The 19,402-nt window shown below is 36.2% G+C and carries 18 protein-coding genes; 11 read left to right on the top strand and 7 right to left on the bottom strand.

Annotated features, from left to right (window positions below; all coding sequences use genetic code 11):
* Positions 1-396 precede the first annotated feature (396 nt).
* A complete protein-coding gene (locus CH361_RS04755) occupies positions 397-1,443 on the top strand; it encodes an aldo/keto reductase (protein WP_244279571.1) in 1,047 nt (348 codons plus the stop codon).
* Positions 1,444-1,511: 68 nt separating this feature from the next.
* Positions 1,512-2,429 carry a helix-turn-helix domain-containing protein gene (locus CH361_RS04750; RefSeq protein WP_100789688.1) on the top strand — a complete coding sequence of 306 codons (918 nt, stop codon included), beginning with the start codon at positions 1,512-1,514 and terminating at the stop codon, positions 2,427-2,429.
* Positions 2,430-2,471: 42 nt separating this feature from the next.
* Here the strand turns inward: CH361_RS04750 and CH361_RS04745 are convergent, their stop codons facing one another.
* Positions 2,472-3,128: a YdcF family protein gene (locus tag CH361_RS04745; protein WP_244279569.1), complete on the bottom strand. Its 657-nt coding sequence runs from the start codon at positions 3,126-3,128 to the stop codon at positions 2,472-2,474.
* Between the two features lie 182 nt (positions 3,129-3,310).
* On the opposite strand from CH361_RS04745, the gene CH361_RS04740 reads away from it, so the two are divergent.
* From CH361_RS04740 to CH361_RS04725, 4 genes are all read left to right on the top strand, one after another.
* Positions 3,311-3,763 (top strand): VOC family protein, encoded by a 453-nt coding sequence (locus tag CH361_RS04740; RefSeq protein ID WP_100789687.1) that lies wholly within the window; start codon positions 3,311-3,313, stop codon positions 3,761-3,763.
* A gap of 61 nt (positions 3,764-3,824) precedes the next feature.
* Positions 3,825-4,232, top strand: coding sequence for a hypothetical protein (locus tag CH361_RS04735; RefSeq protein WP_165782225.1), 408 nt, complete (start codon positions 3,825-3,827; stop codon positions 4,230-4,232).
* A gap of 32 nt (positions 4,233-4,264) precedes the next feature.
* Positions 4,265-4,690: a DUF3995 domain-containing protein gene (locus CH361_RS04730; RefSeq protein WP_100790023.1), complete on the top strand. Its 426-nt coding sequence runs from the start codon at positions 4,265-4,267 to the stop codon at positions 4,688-4,690.
* Positions 4,691-4,767: 77 nt separating this feature from the next.
* A complete protein-coding gene (locus CH361_RS04725) occupies positions 4,768-5,133 on the top strand; it encodes a DUF2200 domain-containing protein (protein WP_100789685.1) in 366 nt (121 codons plus the stop codon).
* A 163-nt stretch (positions 5,134-5,296) separates the two neighbouring features.
* Here the strand turns inward: CH361_RS04725 and CH361_RS04720 are convergent, their stop codons facing one another.
* Together CH361_RS04720 and CH361_RS04715 are read right to left on the bottom strand one after the other, a co-directional pair.
* Positions 5,297-5,767, bottom strand: coding sequence for a DUF6790 family protein (locus CH361_RS04720; protein ID WP_100789684.1), 471 nt, complete (start codon positions 5,765-5,767; stop codon positions 5,297-5,299).
* Between the two features lie 10 nt (positions 5,768-5,777).
* Positions 5,778-7,172, bottom strand: a complete 1,395-nt coding sequence (locus CH361_RS04715; protein ID WP_100789683.1) for a beta-propeller fold lactonase family protein — start codon at positions 7,170-7,172, stop codon at positions 5,778-5,780.
* Between the two features lie 305 nt (positions 7,173-7,477).
* On the opposite strand from CH361_RS04715, the gene CH361_RS04710 reads away from it, so the two are divergent.
* The gene (locus CH361_RS04710; RefSeq protein ID WP_100789682.1) at positions 7,478-8,566 is read left to right on the top strand and encodes a calcium:cation antiporter; all 1,089 of its coding nucleotides are present in this window, start codon (positions 7,478-7,480) and stop codon (positions 8,564-8,566) included.
* A 28-nt stretch (positions 8,567-8,594) separates the two neighbouring features.
* Here CH361_RS04710 and CH361_RS04705 read toward each other — a convergent pair whose 3' ends face one another.
* Together CH361_RS04705 and CH361_RS04700 are read right to left on the bottom strand one after the other, a co-directional pair.
* Positions 8,595-10,979 carry a ribonucleoside-diphosphate reductase subunit alpha gene (locus CH361_RS04705; protein WP_100789681.1) on the bottom strand — a complete coding sequence of 795 codons (2,385 nt, stop codon included), beginning with the start codon at positions 10,977-10,979 and terminating at the stop codon, positions 8,595-8,597.
* A gap of 22 nt (positions 10,980-11,001) precedes the next feature.
* On the bottom strand, positions 11,002-11,973 hold the full coding sequence (locus CH361_RS04700) for a ribonucleotide-diphosphate reductase subunit beta (protein ID WP_100789680.1): 972 nt from the start codon (positions 11,971-11,973) through the stop codon (positions 11,002-11,004).
* Positions 11,974-12,473: 500 nt separating this feature from the next.
* On the opposite strand from CH361_RS04700, the gene CH361_RS04690 reads away from it, so the two are divergent.
* Positions 12,474-13,070 (top strand): hypothetical protein, encoded by a 597-nt coding sequence (locus tag CH361_RS04690; RefSeq protein WP_100789678.1) that lies wholly within the window; start codon positions 12,474-12,476, stop codon positions 13,068-13,070.
* 42 nt (positions 13,071-13,112) lie between these two features.
* On the opposite strand, the gene CH361_RS04685 is transcribed toward CH361_RS04690, so the two are convergent.
* Positions 13,113-15,851: an ATP-binding protein gene (locus tag CH361_RS04685; protein WP_100789677.1), complete on the bottom strand. Its 2,739-nt coding sequence runs from the start codon at positions 15,849-15,851 to the stop codon at positions 13,113-13,115.
* 323 nt (positions 15,852-16,174) lie between these two features.
* On the opposite strand from CH361_RS04685, the gene CH361_RS04680 reads away from it, so the two are divergent.
* The gene (locus CH361_RS04680) at positions 16,175-17,206 is read left to right on the top strand and encodes a sulfite exporter TauE/SafE family protein (RefSeq protein ID WP_100789676.1); all 1,032 of its coding nucleotides are present in this window, start codon (positions 16,175-16,177) and stop codon (positions 17,204-17,206) included.
* 26 nt (positions 17,207-17,232) lie between these two features.
* Here CH361_RS04680 and CH361_RS04675 read toward each other — a convergent pair whose 3' ends face one another.
* The gene (locus CH361_RS04675) at positions 17,233-17,649 is read right to left on the bottom strand and encodes an SRPBCC family protein (RefSeq protein WP_100789675.1); all 417 of its coding nucleotides are present in this window, start codon (positions 17,647-17,649) and stop codon (positions 17,233-17,235) included.
* A gap of 246 nt (positions 17,650-17,895) precedes the next feature.
* Between CH361_RS04675 and CH361_RS04670 the strand changes: the two genes are divergently transcribed.
* Together CH361_RS04670 and CH361_RS04665 are read left to right on the top strand one after the other, a co-directional pair.
* On the top strand, positions 17,896-18,492 hold the full coding sequence (locus CH361_RS04670; RefSeq protein WP_100789674.1) for a hypothetical protein: 597 nt from the start codon (positions 17,896-17,898) through the stop codon (positions 18,490-18,492).
* 111 nt (positions 18,493-18,603) lie between these two features.
* A complete protein-coding gene (locus CH361_RS04665; RefSeq protein ID WP_100789673.1) occupies positions 18,604-19,374 on the top strand; it encodes a putative signal transducing protein in 771 nt (256 codons plus the stop codon).
* Positions 19,375-19,402 lie beyond the last annotated feature (28 nt).

Raw genomic sequence — 19,402 nt, 5'->3', positions numbered from 1 at the left:
ATACGCGTATTATCAAATACGCCTACGTCATATTGGCAAAGAATTCCAAAACCTTTTACGAGTATATTATACGTAGAAGTGAATCCTCCCAGACTGACTGAAATGATACCGGTTCGATCTGTTGGAAAATAACCTGCGATAAACTTTCCAAAATCAGAGAATGGATCTCCAAAAGTACCAATGTATGGATCAGTTGTAAACGTTGGATATACGAATATGAAATTATTAAATTGATCAAATCGACATCTCCACCATAACTAACGTATTTTTTTGATTGCGGGTCATAGTGCTGAATTTGAAGCAAAAAAAGAACCAAACACCATGGTTACCAAACTCATTCCTTCATTTTGTATACAATTATACTGAATCTGTATACAGCCTAAGTTTAATTTTAAATTGAATTCTTTTAAATTTTTAACTTACACTTTATTTATGACAAACATAAGAAAAATTAATTTAGGCAAACAAGGATTAGTTGTTCCCATAGAAGGACTCGGCTGTATGGGAATGTCCACAATGGCAGAAATGAATATTTATGGTATTGCGGATGAGAGAGAATCTATTGCAACAATTCACCGGGCTTTTGAATTAGGGGTAAACTTTTTAGATACAGCTGATTTATATGGTCCTTTGAAAAATGAAAGACTTATTGCAAAAGCAATCAAAGGCAATCGAAATGCTTATATACTGCCAACCAAGTTTGGCTTTGAAGTAGATGATAATGAATTACTTACCTGGCAATTCAATGGAAAACCTGCGTATGTAAAAAAAGCCCTGGAACGTTCTTTAAAAAATTTAGGTACAGATCATATTGATTTGTATTACCTTCACAGACTAGATCCCAATACACCAATCGAAGATACAGTCGGCGCCATGTCGGAACTCGTCAAAGAAGGGAAGGTGCGTTACATCGGACTCTCTGAAGTTTCATCCTCAACCATAAGACGTGCACATAAAATACATCCATTAAGTGCTATTCAAACAGAATATTCTATATTCGAAAGAGAAGTAGAAAGTTCTGGGACTTTAGCGACCATGCGGGAACTGGGAATCGGACTCGTCGCCTATTCTCCGCTCAGCAGAGGTTTTTTGACAGGAGAAATCAAAACTCCTGAAGATTTTGAAGAAAATGATTTTAGAAAAAATATCCCTCGTTACCAAGGAGAACAATTTTATAAAAATTTAGAATTGGTAAATGAAATCAAAAAATTAGCCACTAAAAAGGGAATCACTCCTTCACAACTGGCAATTGCTTGGGTTTTATCAAAAGATGTGGTTACAATTCCGGGAACGAAACGAGTCAAATATGTGGAGGAAAATATTGCGGCAGCCAATGTTATTTTAAACAAAGAAGACCTCGAGCAACTGGAATCAATCATTCCTTTAGGTACTTCTATTGGGGATCGTTATGATGCGGTTTCTATGACTGCCTTAGATCGTTAAAAAGAACTTGCGGGAGTATAAACTCCAATTTTCGTTTTTTCTCCCGCTACAACTTGTTGGACAAACTTATGACAAAAAAAGGACTGATTACATTTGATTCTATTGGTGCTTATCACAAAGCATTACACTTACCTAAACCACAACATCCGTTAGTATCAATTATGAAATATACAGGGAAAACAATGAATCCCTATTTTTTGGAAAATAAATTTGTTTACGATTTTTATAACATTTCGATCAAAAAAAACATTAAAGGCACTATTCGATATGGGAGGCAAAATTATGATTTTAGCGAAGGAATCATGAGTTTGAGTTCTCCCAAACAAGTATTTTCCTTTGATGAATCCACGGATGTTTCCGAACTATCGGGATGGGGTTTGATCTTTCATGCAGATTTTATTCGCAATTCGAATCTAGCAAAACAAATCAAAAACTATGGTTTTTTTTCCTATGAAACCCACGAAGCACTGCATTTGTCCGAAAAAGAAGAAGCGATAATCGAAATGATTATGAAAAACATTGAACAGGAATATTTCTCAACAATTGATACATTCAGCCAGGATGTAATGATTTCCCATATCGAACTTCTTCTTAACTATGCCAATCGATTTTATAATAGACAGTTTATCACCCGCAAACATACCAATGACGATCTTTTGATCCGTATAGAAGGGTTGTTAAAAGAATATTTTGACACAGGTAAAGTGCAACAACTTGGTTTACCCACAGTCAAATACCTTTCTTTCCAACTGAATGTGTCTCCGAACTATTTGAGTGATATGCTGAGGATTATTACCGGCAAGAACACCCAACAACACATTCATACCTGGGTTATTGAAAAGGCAAAAGAAAAATTGGCAACTACTTCGATGTCTGTGAATGAAATCGCAATTCAATTAGGATTCGAATACCCCCAATATTTCAGCAGACTTTTTAAAACAAAAACAAAACTCACACCCAAAGAATTCAGAAATTCATTCGAATGAAAAACAGTTTCATTCTTAATATCACTAATTGAATTTAAATTTCTATTCTTCAATTTTTGGAATCAAAACGACAACGGGAAGTGCTATCGTTTCACGTAAGATAGAATAAAAATCTCGGAATTCAAAATAACGTGCATAACTTGTTTTCACATTTTTAAATCCAGCCCTCTCTACAAGAACCTTGGCTCTGGGAAGATGGAAATATTGGGAAACAATCATGATTGAATTGATAGAACTCGGTTCCAAAAAAAGATTCAAATTGTTCGCTGACTTTTCTGTATTATCACCTAAATTGTCTTCAAGGATCAGATTTGCGGGAATTTTTCTATCCACAAGATATTGTTTCATCACTTTAGATTCATCAAAACCTTCCTTTCCGATTCCCCCGGAAACGATTACTTTTTTGATTTTTCCACTATTATATAAAACTAAAGTTTGATCCAACCTTGCTTTTAAACGAAGAGAAGGCTCGCCCGTGAGTTCAACTTTATTACCAAGCACAAGTGTAATATCTGAAGTAAGATCATCTTCTTCCTGTAATCCGGTCGTAACGATCGATACAACAGAAAAAAATAAGTAAACAAAAGAGATTAAAAATACAATCAACACGATTCTTTTTAGTTTATGGTTTTTCATTTGATTCAATTTTTCCGATTTATAGTAAGATAGTATGCTAAACAAACTTTCTTTTTTTGTCATTTTCTTTTCGGATGGTAAGCAAATATGATTTGTATCAATATAGCATTTTTTGATACATTTGTTTTTTTCCTGTTCTTATAAACTGGAACAAATTGTTTACCATCGCATTGTTTGATATAAACGAAAGTTTATTTATAAATTGAAGATAAGAGAATACACGAGACCACGGCAGGAGACTCACCATGGCAAAAAACAAATTACTTCGAATGGACAATGTCAGCATTGTTGTCGAATCGCTTGACGATATCATTTCATTTTTTGAAGAGATTGGGTTGAAACTCGAAGGACGAGCCGTCATCGAAGGGGAATGGGCAGGTCGAGTTACCGGGGTTCAGTCCCAACGTGTGGAGATTGCTATGATGGTGACTCCCGATGGTCATAGTAAAATTGAACTTTCAAAGTTTCTGAATCCACCAGTTTTGGGAGACCACAGAACGGCTCCTGTCAATTCGCTTGGATATCTCCGTGTGATGTTTACTGTAGAAGACATTGATGAACTGGTATCCAGACTCCTCACCCGTGGTGCCAAACTTGTTGGCGAAATCGTCCAATATGAAGATATGTATCGGCTCTGCTATATTCGTGGAACGGAAGAGCTGTTAATCGGTTTGGCAGAAGAACTTGGGAATCAATAAAGTAATGATACTTTAATTCAGGTTTATATTTTTTTAGTAATTATTTTCTTTGTGGATTCATTTGGAATGTGAGAGAAACTTAATTTCCATCCGCAAAAGAAATCCAGAAACTGAAGATTTCTTAACCATCATCAACATTAAAGCTCAACCAAGTGATTTAGAATTTAATAATATACTTGCTGACCTTTGTAAATATTTATTTAGAGTAGCAATCGCAGTTAAAAATTTTGATTACTTAGTGGAGCCAAAAACAGTCAAAATCAATGATAATTTGGCAGGGTATGCACTTTTTTCTTATACCATCTTGGACGAAAATCAGAATCAAACAAAAGTAGTTTCTGCAATTTGGGTTTTTCCAATGAAAGATTTTTTCTATCTGATAGGATCAGGAATGGTCAATGATAATTTTGAACCTATCTTAGATGAAATTAAACAAATTCTAGGTACGTTCAAAATCAAAAAAAGATAGAACTTTAGAAAATTCAATTCATAATGATTGCCATGATCCTAATCGCAATCACCTCTACCTTTCTCCTCTTCTCACTCGCGGTTATCCATGTTTATTGGGGTTTTGGAGGACTTTGGCCAGGAAAAACAAAACAAGAGTTAATTGATCTTGTCTTCGGAAAAGGAAACCGGTTTCCCTCTCGATTTATGTGTTTGTTTGTAGCTATTTTTTTAATCTTCTTTTCTCTTTTACCAATTTTATGGTCTCTTCGTTTCTATCTAGATTTAGAGCATCAAATTGTAATTGCAGTTCGCTATACGATTGGTTTTGTTTCCTTTGTTTTTTTCCTTAGAGGAGTTCTCGGATATTTCCCGCCAATAACAAGGCAATGGAAACCTATTTTTATACATTACACAAAACGAATTTATAATCCACTTTGCCTTTTGATTGGATCGGCATTTTTGATATTAATCTTATGATTTGAAAAGTTCTGGACAAAGTCTGATGAAAAAATCCAATTTTGCACTCCATTATAAAAGATAAAGGTAAATCACTTATGAAACCAACTGCCGAACACAATGAAAAAATTGCCAAACTGACTTTTGCATCGGTTTATCCTCACTATATTAACAAGGTGGAAAAAAAAGGAAGAACCAAAAAAGAGTTACACCAAGTGATTGAATGGTTAACTTCTTTTGATGAAAAGAAAATCAAAGAGTTAATCGATAAGAATGTAACCTTTCAAACTTTCTTTGAGAAAGCCAAATTAAATAAAAATGCCGAACTCATTAAAGGAACGATCTGCGGATATCGCATTGAAGAAATCGATAATCCTTTAACAAAACAAGTCAGGTATTTGGACAAACTTGTGGATGAGTTGGCAAAAGGCAAAACGATGGAAAAGATTTTAAGGAATGGGTGATTGGTCAGATCAAAATTTTGTATTCAAACAACTTCCATACTATCGCTAAAAGCCCCGCGCCAAGGATTGCAGTGGAAATCGAAGCGGAAGCGAAGATTGGAACGGAAAGCCTGATCGTGCTTCGAACCAATGGAGAAAGAAGATAAGATACGAGGCGCCCTTTTTATTTTCGCAATAAAAAAGAATCCACATAATATGCCACAACGATCAGAAAACCCCATAAGTCGGAAATCAGGGCTGTAGCTTCTTTGAAATTGACGTGTTCGATACCGCGAATGACATGTAGTAGTCCTGCAAGGCCAAGATACAAACCACCGAGAGTTGCCGCAGGACGTAAAGAGGGAAAAAATAAAGACAAGGCTGCTAGGCCTCCCATCAGCAAATTAGCAAAACCTAATTCCCTGATCACAACATGGGCCGAATCACTGAGTTGCATAATACTTGCCGTAAATGCTGGGTTTGCGATTTGACTAGCACCCGCTGTGATGAGTCGGATTCCAATCGCCCAAAAGATAAACCACTTCCAAGTGAGATCTAAAAATCTTATTTGGGAAGAACGATAGTAGAGTTCAAAAATCACGGAAAATAGCGGTGCGACTAACATTGCTGCTACGATGTAAATAAAGTATCCCATTATGTACCCCTCATAAAAAGATCAAATTCCATTGGACTCCACCGGGATCCACCGACCCAATTAAAGTTAACTCACCTGTAATTTGGTTGATGCTAAACTGAAGTAAATCACCACCATTGTCTGCAACATAAGCAAACCTGCCCGTAGGATCGATGACCATAAATCGCAAACTAGTGGTCGAATATCCAGTCACGGCAGACGCATATGCAATTTTTCCCGTTATGGGATCTATCGTATAACAAGCAATAATTCCTTCAATCATATGAATCAAATAATAAAAAAGGCCACTCGGATGGATGGCAGAACCGTTGATACTCTTCGCATGATTTACGGAATCCACAAAGTTCATAGAACCCGTTTCGGGATCTAAACGTAAAATCGTTAAATCGGGATAGGATCCTACATAAAGAAAATTTCCATTGGGATGAGTTGCCACATTGTCGGAACCAGTATTAGTAAACGCTGGACTTACGCCAGCTTGTGTTAAAGTTCCATCAGAGTAGTTAATGCGATACGATACAAGTTCCGTTTGTGCAGAACTTAAATAGAATATAAAATTTCCATTCCTTGAAATTTGAATTTGAGTTTGTAAATTAGATGTGGAATAGGAATTGATAAAGGTAAGTGTTCCATTGGCATTAATGGCGTAAGCTCGAATGGCCATCGTTCCTTGGGAGGCCAAATACAAATACCGTCCATCGGGAGTGATGACTATGTTTCTTGGTTGGATACCAGCTGGCGCAGTGGGAGTAGAATTTGCAGTCAGTACACCTGTTGTTTGGTTGATCAAAAATTGAGAGATGGTTCCGCCATAAAAATCTCCTGTAAATAAATATTTACCAGAAGGATCTGCGGCAATTCCAGTAGGTCCGGTTGAAAGACCAACATAAATAGTTCCGGTAGGAGTTAAAACTCCTGTGGTATGATTCATCGTCAAATGACCGACTAAGTTACTTGTATCCAAACTTGCATAAACATATCCCGTATACACTGTAATGTCTGAACTCGCACCTGCCCTTCCATCTGCGGACGTGGCAGTAATATACACTTTTCCATTGCCAATACTCTGCACAAATCCATTGGCATCGACAGTGGCAACGGAAGGGTTGCTACTTGACCATTGGAAAGTAGAATCCACCTTTGAACCGTACATAAAGTAAGATGCTTCCAATTGCAAACTTTCTCCCTTGCGAACCCCGGCCCAGGAGTGGTTGAGTTCCACTCGAGTATTGGTATTTACCGTCAAGGCCAAAAGTCCGAGTAAAGACTTAGAAGAAGGATCTTTTTCGGGAAAAAGTAGATCCCGGACAATGGGATTGAGAAGACAGGCGTTGAAACTAAAGAGACAACAAAACAAAAAGAAAAAAAATAGAATTCGTTTTAGCATAGATACAAGTAAAGCCATAGGTTTTTGATACGACCAACAAATATAAGTAAAGCGGATATGAGAATTGTCATTCTTAAAATCTGGGTAACGAATTATTTATTAATGCCAGTCAACTTATTTCCGCGCCAGGGATAGAAGCGGAAATCCTTCCCGCAAGGGAAGATTGGAGCGGATAGCCCGGTCGAGTATTGGAACGATCTGTATTTTAAAGAAAATTCGAGGCGCCCCATGGCCAAACAAAGATGGCAAATCTATGGATTTGGTTGAACTTTATGGCTTTCTAGTGAGTCTTATCATTAAAGAATTTAAATATAAGAAACACTATGGCGAACACAAGAACTCTCACTTCCAACGACTGGCTCTCTCTCACTTCCTTTTTGGTTTTGATCGGTGTGATCGTCGCACCCATTGGCGAAGGGCTTCTCATCGCGATTGCCGTTGTGTTCTTAGCTGCAGGAATTTCAAGTGCGGTTCATAGTGCAGAAGTCATTGCGGAACGAGTGGGACCTGCGCTCGGAACTTTGATTTTGGCCATCTCTGTTACCGTAATCGAAGTGGCTCTCATTGTCAGTCTTATGAGTAACGATTCGGCAGATTCCCCTCAGATTGCAAGGGACACTGTTTTTGCAGCGCTTATGATCGTTACCAACGGAATCATTGGAATCTGTATTTTGTTAGGTGGATTGAAGCATAAAGAGTTGGGATTTCAACTCGTGGGAACTACGGCTTTGCTTGGAGTTCTGGCAGTATTATCAACACTTACATTAATTTTGCCATTATATACAACTTCGACAAACAAGGGAACTTATAGTGGAGGACAACTTATCTTTGTTTCTCTTGCATCCCTTGTTTTGTATGGAGCTCTTGTTTGGTCACAAACCAAATCACATAAAAACTTTTTTGCTGCATCAGAAGGAGAGTCCTCTCAAATCCAAACAGACCATCCAAGGCCAAGTCAAAAAAGAGCGATTACTAGTTTCATCTCACTTCTATTCTCTCTTGTGGCGGTTGTAGGATTGTCAAAAATTTTAAGCCCAGCGATAGAAAGCACCATTGCGTCGTTAGGTGCGCCGAAGGCAGTGGTCGGAATTGTGATTGCAATTCTTGTTTTGGCTCCAGAGACATTGGCAGCAATGAATGCGGCTAAAATCAATGAACTACAAACCAGTTTGAACTTAGCTTTGGGATCGGGAGCTGCGAGTATTGCACTCACAATCCCTGCTGTGAGTTTTTATTCTCTTATGTTTGATAAACCATTAACCCTCGGGCTAGACACCAAGGGAATTGTATTCTTAATGGTTACATTTCTTGCAGGAAGTTTTACCTTTGGATCAGGAAGGACCACATCCCTTCATGGGCTCATCCATTTAGTGATTATGGCCTCCTTTTTAGCAATTTCACTTATGCCATAACATTAGTGAGCTTCAATGATCACATAGCCTAACTTCCGCAAAGCAAGCAACCCTCTTCCATAGAACAGGCTTCCCCAACAAATTCGGATTCCGCCTTTTCCTGGTTTGTGGGAGGGACTTTAGCAAATTCGTTTTCTTTTCTGATCTCTTCTTTGTTTTTTTCGACAGTGAATTGGATTGCCTGCGAGGCCGCCTTAGTTCGTAAATAATACATCCCTGTTTTTAAACCTTGTTTCCAAGCATAAAAATGCATGGAGGATAGTTTGGAGACCGTAGGACTTTCTACAAACAAATTCAAAGATTGGGACTGGCAAATAAAAGCACCTCGATCTCTTGCCATATCAATGAGCGATCTTTGTTTCATTTCCCAAACCGTTTTGTAAATTTCTTTGATTGTATCCGGGATGGAAGGAATGGACTGGATGCTTCCACCCGCCGCAATGATTTGGTTTTTCATTTCGGAATTCCATAACCCTAACTCAATTAAATCATGTAACAAATGTTTATTGACAATAATAAACTCACCACTTAGCACTCGCCTGGAATAGATATTGGATGTATACGGTTCAAAACATTCATTGTTTCCTAAAATTTGAGATGTAGAAGCCGTTGGCATTGGTGCCACGAGGAGGGAGTTCCTCGCTCCATGTTGAACCACTTCTTTTCGAAGGGATTCAAAATCCCAGCGTCCTGTAGGTTTGACATCCCATAAATCAAATTGGAAAATTTCTTTTGAGAGGGGAGAACCGGGGAAACTAGGATAGGTTCCTTCTTCTTTCGCAATGTCTTTACTTGCGGTCATGGCTGCAAAATAGATGGTTTCAAAAATCTCAATGTTTAGTTTTTTTGCCGCATCACTTTCATAAGGCATACGAAGTAAAATAAAAACATCAGCAAGACCTTGGACTCCAATCCCAATCGGACGGTGTTTGAAATTGGAATTTTTGGCCTCTGGGACAGGGTAATAATTTTCATCAATGATGCGGTTCAAATTCACCGTCATTTGATAAACAATCTCATACAATTTATCGAATAAAAACTCACCATTAGAAACAAACTTAGGTAAGGCGACCGATGCTAAATTACAAACAGCCACTTCATCAGGACTGGTGAATTCTAAAATTTCTGTACAAAGGTTACTACTTTTGATGGTTCCTAAATTTTTCTGATTACTTTTTGCATTAGCAGCATCTTTGTATAATAAATAAGGAGTTCCTGTTTCAATTTGTGATTCTACAATCGCAAACCAAAGGTCTTGGGCCTTCACTTTGGTTCTAGCACGCCCTTCTCTTTCGTATCTTTCGTAAAGGGAAACAAATTCATCCCCATACACTTCAGAAAGACCTGGAGCTTCGTTCGGACAAAATAAACTCCAATCTCCCCCCTCTTCCACTCGCTTCATAAATAGATCTGAAATCCATAATGCATAAAATAAATCACGGGCCCGCATCTCTTCTTTCCCATGATTTTTCTTTAATTCTAAAAATGGGAAAATATCCGCATGCCATGGTTCCAAATAAATGGCAAAGGCGCCTTTTCTTTTCCCACCACCTTGGTCCACATACCTCGCTGTATCGTTAAATACTCGTAACATGGGAATGATGCCGTTACTCGTTCCATTGGTTCCACCAATGTATGAACCTGTAGCGCGGATATTATGAATGGAAAGACCAATCCCTCCAGCACTTTGAGAGATTTTTGCAGTTTGTTTCAGAGTGTCATAAATTCCATCGATGCTATCGTCTTTCATGGTAAGGAGAAAACAGCTACTCATTTGGGGTTTGGGTGTCCCTGCATTAAAAAGGGTGGGAGTGGCATGGGTAAACCAACGTTCGCTCATTAAATGATATGTTTTGATTACGTCTTCGATTCGATCTTTATGAATCCCGAGGGCCACTCGCATGTACATATGTTGTGGGCGTTCTACGATATCTCCATCGATCCTTAATAAATAGGATTTTTCGAGGGTGCGAAATCCAAAATAATCAAACCCAAAGTCTCTGTCATAAATAATAGAACTATCTAAAAGTTCAGAATGTTTTTTAACAATTTCCCAAACATCCTCTGCGATGAGAGGCATAACCTTTTTTGTTTTTGGGTCAGTATAGGAATACAATCGTTCCATGGTTTCAGAAAAAGATTTCGTTGTGTTTTTGTGGAGATTACTCACAGCAATCCGACTCGCTAGAAGTGCATAGTCTGGGTGTTTGGTGGTAAGAGAAGCTGCAATTTCTGCCGCTAAATTGTCCAACTCCGAAGTGCTTACCCCATCATAAATTCCTTCGATGACTTTTTTTGCCACATCAATGGGACTGACCAAACGACTGAGGCCATAAGATAATTTATCAATCCGAGCCGTAACTTTATCAAACTTTACTGATTCCCTTTTTCCATTTCTTTTCAGTACGAACATATTGTTTCCTTATCTTAAATTTTTAAAAATCTTCATTCAGAGAGAATGTAAAACCTTGTTCCGAACTCAGAACTCCCGCCTTCTGGTAGTCACCCACTCGTTTTTCGAAAAAGTTTGTTTTTCCTTGTAAAGAAATCATTTCCATAAAATCAAATGGATTAGCAGAATAATAAAGTTTATCAAAACCAAGTTCAATGAGCCAACGGTCTGCTACAAATTCAATGTACTGCTGCATCAGTTTTGCATTCATACCAATAAGATCCACTGACAAAGACTCGGTGATAAATTCTTTTTCAATATTCACTGCGTCGGTAAAGATTTCATAGACTCGATCCGCACTTGGTTTCGTTTCTAACATTTTAAAAAGAATACAAGCAAACTCACAATGTAAGGCCTCATCCCGGCTAATGAGTTCGTTCGAAAAACTAAGGCCAGGAAGAAGACCCCGTTTTTTCATCCAAAAGATGGCACAAAAACTCCCACTAAAAAAGATTCCTTCTACGGCTGCAAAAGCAAGAAGGCGTTCAGCAAAATCACTCGAACCAATCCAACGTAAGGCCCATTCTGCTTTTTTTTGTACGGCAGGGATGGTTTCTATGGAATGAAAAAGTCTGTGTTTTTCTTTTGGATCTTTGATGTAGGTATCAATGAGAAGGGAATATGTTTCTGAATGGATATTTTCCATCATAATTTGAAATCCATAGAAACATCTAACTTCAGGTAGCTGGACTTCACGCATAAAGTTCACTGCCAAGTTTTCGTTTACGATTCCATCACTTGCAGCAAAAAATGCCAAAACATTACTTAAAAAAAATCGTTCGTTATTTGATAAAGAATTCCAATCATCCAAATCACTACTCAAATCGATTTCTTCTGCTGTCCAAAAGGAAGCTTGTTGTTTTTTATACATCTCCCAAATTTTAGGAAATTTAATGGGAAGGATCACAAAACGATCCTTATTTTCTTTTAATAAAACTTCTGATTGGTGATCCATTCCAACAACTCCAAGTTACGATTTCTATATTTTATGTGTTCTTCTTTGCCAGAGAAGATACAACATACCAACAAACACTAATTTATTGGTTTAGATTGGTATGGAACGGATATTTTCCACGGCCAAATCTCGTCGACCCGGAACACAACAACTTGTTTGGAAGAAGGTGTGGGTATCCCGGTAGCATTAGTCCGGGGCCCTGAAAAAAATTTCGGTACAGATGATCGTTTACGGGCGATTCATATGTGGGAAGATCCGACTTTCCTGATCCGTAGCGGACAAGGATTTACGGTTGCGCCGTCAGTTGAGGAATTTCACCTCATTCCTCCCGGAATAGAATCTAAAGAAACCGCATGAGACATATTTTGTCAATGGAATAAAACGAGGGGAATTGTGAAAAATGAGATGAGTGGCGTAAATTTAAATAGTCATGAACTTATCGATCTCACTAAATTTAGTAAAAATAGATCATTCATTTAAAAAGGAATTACCTATTCCCAATGAAAAAGTTTTACATTATTTGTTTGTTAATCTTCAACTTTTCTTTTTTAGAAGCACAGGAAGTACCTACTACCAATGAACAAGCGAACGATCCAAAGAATTCTTCTGTTGAAATGAGATCAAGATGGGATTTAGTTTGGCGGAGTGCCCTTCTTCCTGGTTGGGGACTCATTCATGCGAAGTCTTATAGAAAAGGGATCGCAGTGGCAGGAATTACCACCTTACTTGCTAGGTCGGAATATAAAGGTCATCTTGAAGAACTTCATGAAAAAGAAAAATATACGGATTCACAGACATATCTACAATTATCATATCTAAACCAACCCTCTATCAATGACCAAAATTTATTATTAATTCTAAATAGCTTAGATGCAAAAAAAGATCTAGAAAAAATCAAAGAAAACAACGAAACGAAACTAGCCCTTCTTGGATTAAAATATTTTATACAACTTGGTTATACTTATTGGTTTGGAATTTCATGGGAAAAAGGTAAAACCCAATCGGGATTTCAATTTGATATCCAAAGAGATTCGTTTGCTATAGGACAAAATTCCAATGCGCAAAAACTCATGATTTCTTATGAAATAAACTTTTAATATCCCAATTTAGATTCATAATCATCATTGATTATGTTTCAGTTAGTGGATGTTTCTATTAATAGCTGCCATGAGTTCAGAAAGAATGATTGGTTTTTTTACATATCCATTCATTCCGTTTTCCAAGTATTCTTTCAGCTGAGAATCCATACTATTGGCTGTGATTGCGATGATAGGTATTTCGCGATAAGAATCATCTCTTTTCCGAATCAGTTTTGTGGCTTCCATTCCATCCATAAGAGGCATCTGGATGTCCATAAGAATCATATCAAACCTATCATCAATATGAGAAAGAGATTCATCTAACAGTTGGATTACTTCTATCCCGTTCGAGGCGACACTCGCTTTGATATTTTCTTTCTGAAATAGTTTTACGATAAATTTTTGATTTAAAGAATTATCTTCAGCAATTAATACATGGAAACCTTCGTTATCTCCAAATAATTTTGGATTCAAGTTTTCTACTTCTGTTTCTCTTTGATCCGTTTCCTCAAATGGAATTGTAAATCGAAAGGTCGAACCTACACCCAAAACACTTTCGACTTCAATGTCTCCACCCATTATATTTACAAGCTGTTTAGAAATATAAAGTCCAAGTCCAGAACCTTCAAATTTTTTGGTCCTTGAATCTTCTAGTTGGACAAAACGATTGAATAACTTTGATATATTTTCTGATGAAATTCCAATTCCAGTATCTTTAATTGTAAACACTATGTATTTTCTATCTTCACTTAAGTTTACATCCAAACATAAAGATCCGGTGAAAGTGAATTTTAATGCATTTCCAATTAAGTTAATCAATATTTGGCGAAGTCTATTTTCATCTGCCATAACAAAAAGATTTGAATCTAAACTAGCGACATTTACATAGAATTCTAAATTCTTTTTATGTGCATCCGGCAGAAAAAGTTGAATCAAATCTTTGCATAACTTATGTATATTGGTGGGTTTTGGATCCATTTCTAACTTTTTGTTTTCTAATTTAGAAACGTCCAGAATATCATTAATGATTGTCAAAAGAGCCAAAACGGCTCGTTTCGCATTATCCAAATAATCCTTTTGCTCAAAATCAATATTAGTATGCTCTAATAAAGTCAGCATCCCTAGGACTCCATTCATAGGAGTACGAATTTCATGGCTCATGTTAGCCAAAAATTCAGATTTTACACGATTTGCTTTTTCTAGTTCAAATGTTCTTTTTTCTACTGTATCCTGAATGTTTTTTTCCTTACCCATAATGATCAGAAGTAGTATTCCAAGTAGTCCAGTTAAGAGAGAAGATATGATGAGTAAAAATTTAGAGGCAGTAGTAAGATTCAATTGGAAATAGTCTTTGGTTGGAACTATTTTTACGCTAAAAATATGCGAACCAACGGCGATTGGATGTTCAAAAGAAAAATCTGAAAAAATTCGTTCTTCCATGTTCAAACAATTTTTCGAAAATATTTCTATATGATAAGGCCCGCTCCTTTCTTCAATTTTTATGCATAAATAATTATGATCATTTCCTACCAAAGTATTTTCAAGAATACTTGAAATTCGAATCACTGCCGTTGCAAATCCAAACTCTTTATTTTTTCTTGTGATTGGATAAAATACTAAAAATCCCGAATTGCCTTCTAAGTTTTGAACCAAATCTACTTTACTAGTAATATCAAATCCCTTTCTTTCAACGGCACTATCAAGAGCATCTCTTCTTTTGGGATCGGACAATACATCAAATCCTAATGCTTTAGCATTTTGATCATAAGGATAAATGTAACGAATGTAAATATACTCTTCCTTTTCTGGCGAGGAAATCATTTTATTTCCATCTTTTACAGTGATCCCCATTGAATCCGGATATTCTTTTTTTAACTCTATTTCAGCGAGTGAACGTAATGAATTTTTAATAGATCGATTCCAAGATAATGCAGTTACAGCATCAGAATCTTCGATTACAGTTTTAGCAAACTGATCAAAATGATTCCGATTCAATTGGTCCGTTAACGAGATAAAGGAACCTAATGCCTTTGCAACACGTATATTTTCAAATAGCCGGTTTTCTATTTCAGTTGAGATGATTTGTCCATCCGATTTAATTCGATGGTGTATAAACTCCTTCTCCCAATTTCTCGTTAAAAAAAATATTGATAGAGTAAATATAAAAATACTCATGGTGGCGGAAGAAAAAATAATTAGTCTTAATAGTTTTTCTTCTCCTTGATACCACTTCCATATCAGGATGAGTAATGGTGTGAATATGATGATCCCAATCGTATCACCCATCCACCAAGTGAACCATGTTTGGAGAAGAAATTCTGAATAAATGATCTTAAAATAAAATAAAGACAAACTTCCTATGATAGAAGATACGATAGCAGTGACAGGGCCAGCGAAGATAAAAAATTTTAATATATCCCTTGCATGAAAAAAATTCAAACTTGGATCAGAATGTTTTTTTAAGAAATGAGACCCTATGATTGCGGAACAAGTATTTCCGATCGAAATTGTGATGTTTTGCGGATTCGAAATTAAAAAATCAATCCAACTCTCTGCAGCTGGAAAAGTATTTGTATTTGTGAAAAATGCACCTAACAATAAAGCAGGCCAGACCCAATTGCCAAAGATAAGAACAAAACCAAGAGCAATACCAGCCGGTGGCCAAAGTGGTGTGCTGTATCCATCGATGGATGAGAGATTCAAACTCAATTTGCCCGCAACTAAATACAGAAGGAATACCGAAACCAGGAGTGCAAAATCCTTAGTGAAAGCTCTGATATTGGAATTCCCAAGAGGCATATAGTTATAAAGACGATGGAAAACTAAAGAAAAAGAAATAAATTCATGACCATCTTGCCAGGAATTGAATGAATTTTCCCCTGAGACGAAAAAAGTCTCGTACGATCTGAACCTAGGTAAAAATAAAACTCTTTTTCATGACTTTTTATCACCAAATTTTGACTTCAGATCTCGTCATTTTATCATTTTGCTGCTAATTAGTTTCAAAAACTTTTTCTCATTACCGTCGATTTTTCTAGACCAATTCTTAATTCACGAACTGAATGTATTTATATTCAATATTTATGATGAGTGAACTTTTTATTTTAACTTGGAAATAAAAAATGATTTTTAAAGTAATCTTTCTGTTTCTAGCAACCATATTAGCATTTTGGATAAGTGCCATTTGCGGAGGTGGAGCAAGTTTAATCTTAATCCCTATACTTAATCTATTGATACCAAGTTCTGTTGTTCCATTTGCAATCACAATGGGAACATTCACAAGTTCGGCTTCTCGAATCGCTGTTTTCAAAAAACAAATTTACTGGAAAATTGTTTTTTGGTTTGTTCCCTTCTCCATTCCTGCTGTTATTTTTGGTGCTTGGTTGATCAAATATATCGATCCCATGTATCTACAAGTCATTGTTGGTTTGTTTTTGTTTGCAAATTTTCCTGAATTATTCAAATCAAAAATACAACAAAAAAAGGAAGAGAAACCTTATCCTAAATTTATATTAGCCGTTGTCGGATTTTTTGCAGGATTCATTTCGGGGATTACAGGAGCCATTGGCCTTTTGTTTAACCGATTCTACCTACATTTTGGATTATCAAAAGAAGAAATCATTGCGACACGAGCAGCGAACGAAATATTTTTACACTTCATTAAATTAGTTGTTTATTTACTTTTGGGATTATACTCAAAGAATGCGATTGTCTTTGGAATGATCATTGCGATTGCATCAATCATATCTTCCTATTCGATAAAATCAATTCTTCCATTTATATCCGATTATTTATTTCGAAAAATTGGATATGGTGCAATGGTTGTCTCTGGACTTTTTTTATTGGTAATTACCACACAAAACATCATCCAGAAAGATAATTTCTATTTCGAAAAAAATCAATACAATGAAACAACGATGAATTGGCGAGAAAGTAGTTTTGTATTAGAATTTGCCTTTGATGATGGTTTAGAAATCGAAAGACAAATTAGTCCGGAAGAGTTACCCCCAAAACATAAAGCTAAGTATGAGGAACTGATGCCGCAATACGATCAAATTCTATTGGAAGTAGTTTATAAAATTGGTTCCCATCGGAGTTACGAATTTTATTGTTATACGAATCACAAACTTAGCAAATTTAAATTTAAAGAGTAAAGAAAATACACAAAACCGATTTTTGGTTAACGGGACTCTACATACTTTTTAAAGTTATCGAGAATGGCTTGCCATCCACCCTGTTGCATTTCGATAGAATTTTCATTTTCGGCATCAAACTTTACAGTTACCTGTGTATTGTTTCCCAAACTTTCAAACTCAACAGTTGCTTTTCTGCCATCTTCCATGGTATAACCGATTAGTTTTTGATCGATCACCTTGTCATAGGTTGCTTCGAATTCAAAACCAAAACTTCCGTCTTTAGCTTCCATTCTTGCGCTGTATTTACCACCAACTCTTAAATCAATTTTGGCCCACGGGCATTGCCAATCGTCAGAGGCAAAATTCCAATGAGTAATGTGTTCTGGTTGGTTATAGTAATCCCAAACCTTTTTGTTATCTGCATTGATTGTTGATTGAACGGTGATTTGTTGAGAGCCCATTTCTCAGAATTTAAATGAATTAGAACCGGGTTGGAAAGCATTTTATAGGGGATTATAGGGGATTTTTTGACAAAAACCAGCGTATTTGTCGTTCGGAAAATGGGCAGTGGTATGCTTAGACTTCCCAATGAACAGACCAAAGCAGTTTTCTCTTGTTTCCGTTACAAATTGTACTTGAATATCGAAGGAAAAAACCAATAGGTTGTTATACGGTGATTTCCAAAAACCGAAAAATAGGAGTTTTTGATGAATAGAATTTTAGTGATCGCTCTGATGGCATTGGTCTCCAATTGCATCAGTTTTAGAAGTGGAGAATATAAAGGGGTAGAAAAAGTAAATTTCAATACTCCCAAAAAATCAGCTATAAAAATTAACTTAACTTATGAGTACAAAGTGGATGATGCCAAAGAACCAGTCCTCAACCAAGCCATCATTGATAATTGGACAAAACATGGAGAAGACGCCCTCAAGGAAATGCCAAATGTAACTCTAACAAGAGAAGATCTATTAGCCGATTATATTTTTGATGTCAAAGTAACAGAAAGTACAGACTCGTTGTCTACAACCGTTTCTCCTTTTTTAGCTGGTCTTACTTTAATGGTAATCCCTTCCTATACCGCTGCTGAAAATACATTAGAGACATCTGTAAAAAATAAAAAAGGTACTGTTCTTGGAAAAGTAGTCAAAAAAGAAAAAATCACTTTTATTGGTCAGATTTTGTTACTTTTCGCTCTTCCATTTACTAGCCCAATACAAAATGTAAATGATCAAAAAGCAGATTTATTCAAAGCAACCTATAAAGAAATTCATGAAAACAATATCCTAACAGGTGGAAAAAAGTAAATTTATTTCACGACAGATCTGAATCAGGTTTGTCGTGATCGCAGAATCCTTTTAATAAATTTAGCAATGATTATTATAAAAAGCGCTGAATCTTAACGAAAAATCTTCTAAATGAAACTAATTTATACTTCAACCGATTATACAAAGATTAAGGTCATTGAATCAGCTTTAGCTGCCAACCAAGTTAAGTTCATCACCAAAGGGGAAGACCTGGATGTTTTGAATGCAATGATCCCAAGACATTCTAATCTAATTGAAATCTACGTTTCAGATCAGGACTATTCAAAAGCCTTAGAGATTATAGAAAATGGATCTGCCTTGGAAGATTCTCCCGAAGAAGATCCATTCCCGACCCAAAGGTACAATCGATATCGTGAGCTCACAAAACTAAATGCAAAAAAGGACACAAAGTTTTTACTAACGATCATTTCAGCAGTTTTATTCATTTCGAATTTATACTTTCTTTTATTGTATACTTTAGAAAAAGATAAATTTCAAAAGTATAAAAATTCGATGGAAAGTGAATTATATGATTATGTTTTTGATGAAGATTCCTATTGTACTTCCACGCTTTATAAAAAGATGCGAAAGGTAATTCAGATTTCTTGTTATGACAAAGAAACAGATCAAATTCTAAGTCAAAAGAATTATGACCAAAGTGAAATATTAACTTACGAATCTTTTAATCCTTATCTTTTAGATTTTTTTACAATCCAAAGGTCTTACGATATAAACGGCATCAAAACCGCCGAGTTTGCTGACAACGACCAAGATGGTGAATTTGATGAATACATCATCTTTGACCAAAAGGGATCAAAAGTAAAAAGATATTTAGATAAAAACAGGGACCATCGTTTTGATGAATCCGAAATAGTAGATTAGCAAAATATACAGTCTAAAGCTATATAAG

It is taken from the genome of Leptospira brenneri, assembly GCF_002812125.1.
Lineage (GTDB): Bacteria > Spirochaetota > Leptospiria > Leptospirales > Leptospiraceae > Leptospira_A > Leptospira_A brenneri.
This window is presented reverse-complemented; position numbering and strand designations above follow the sequence as displayed.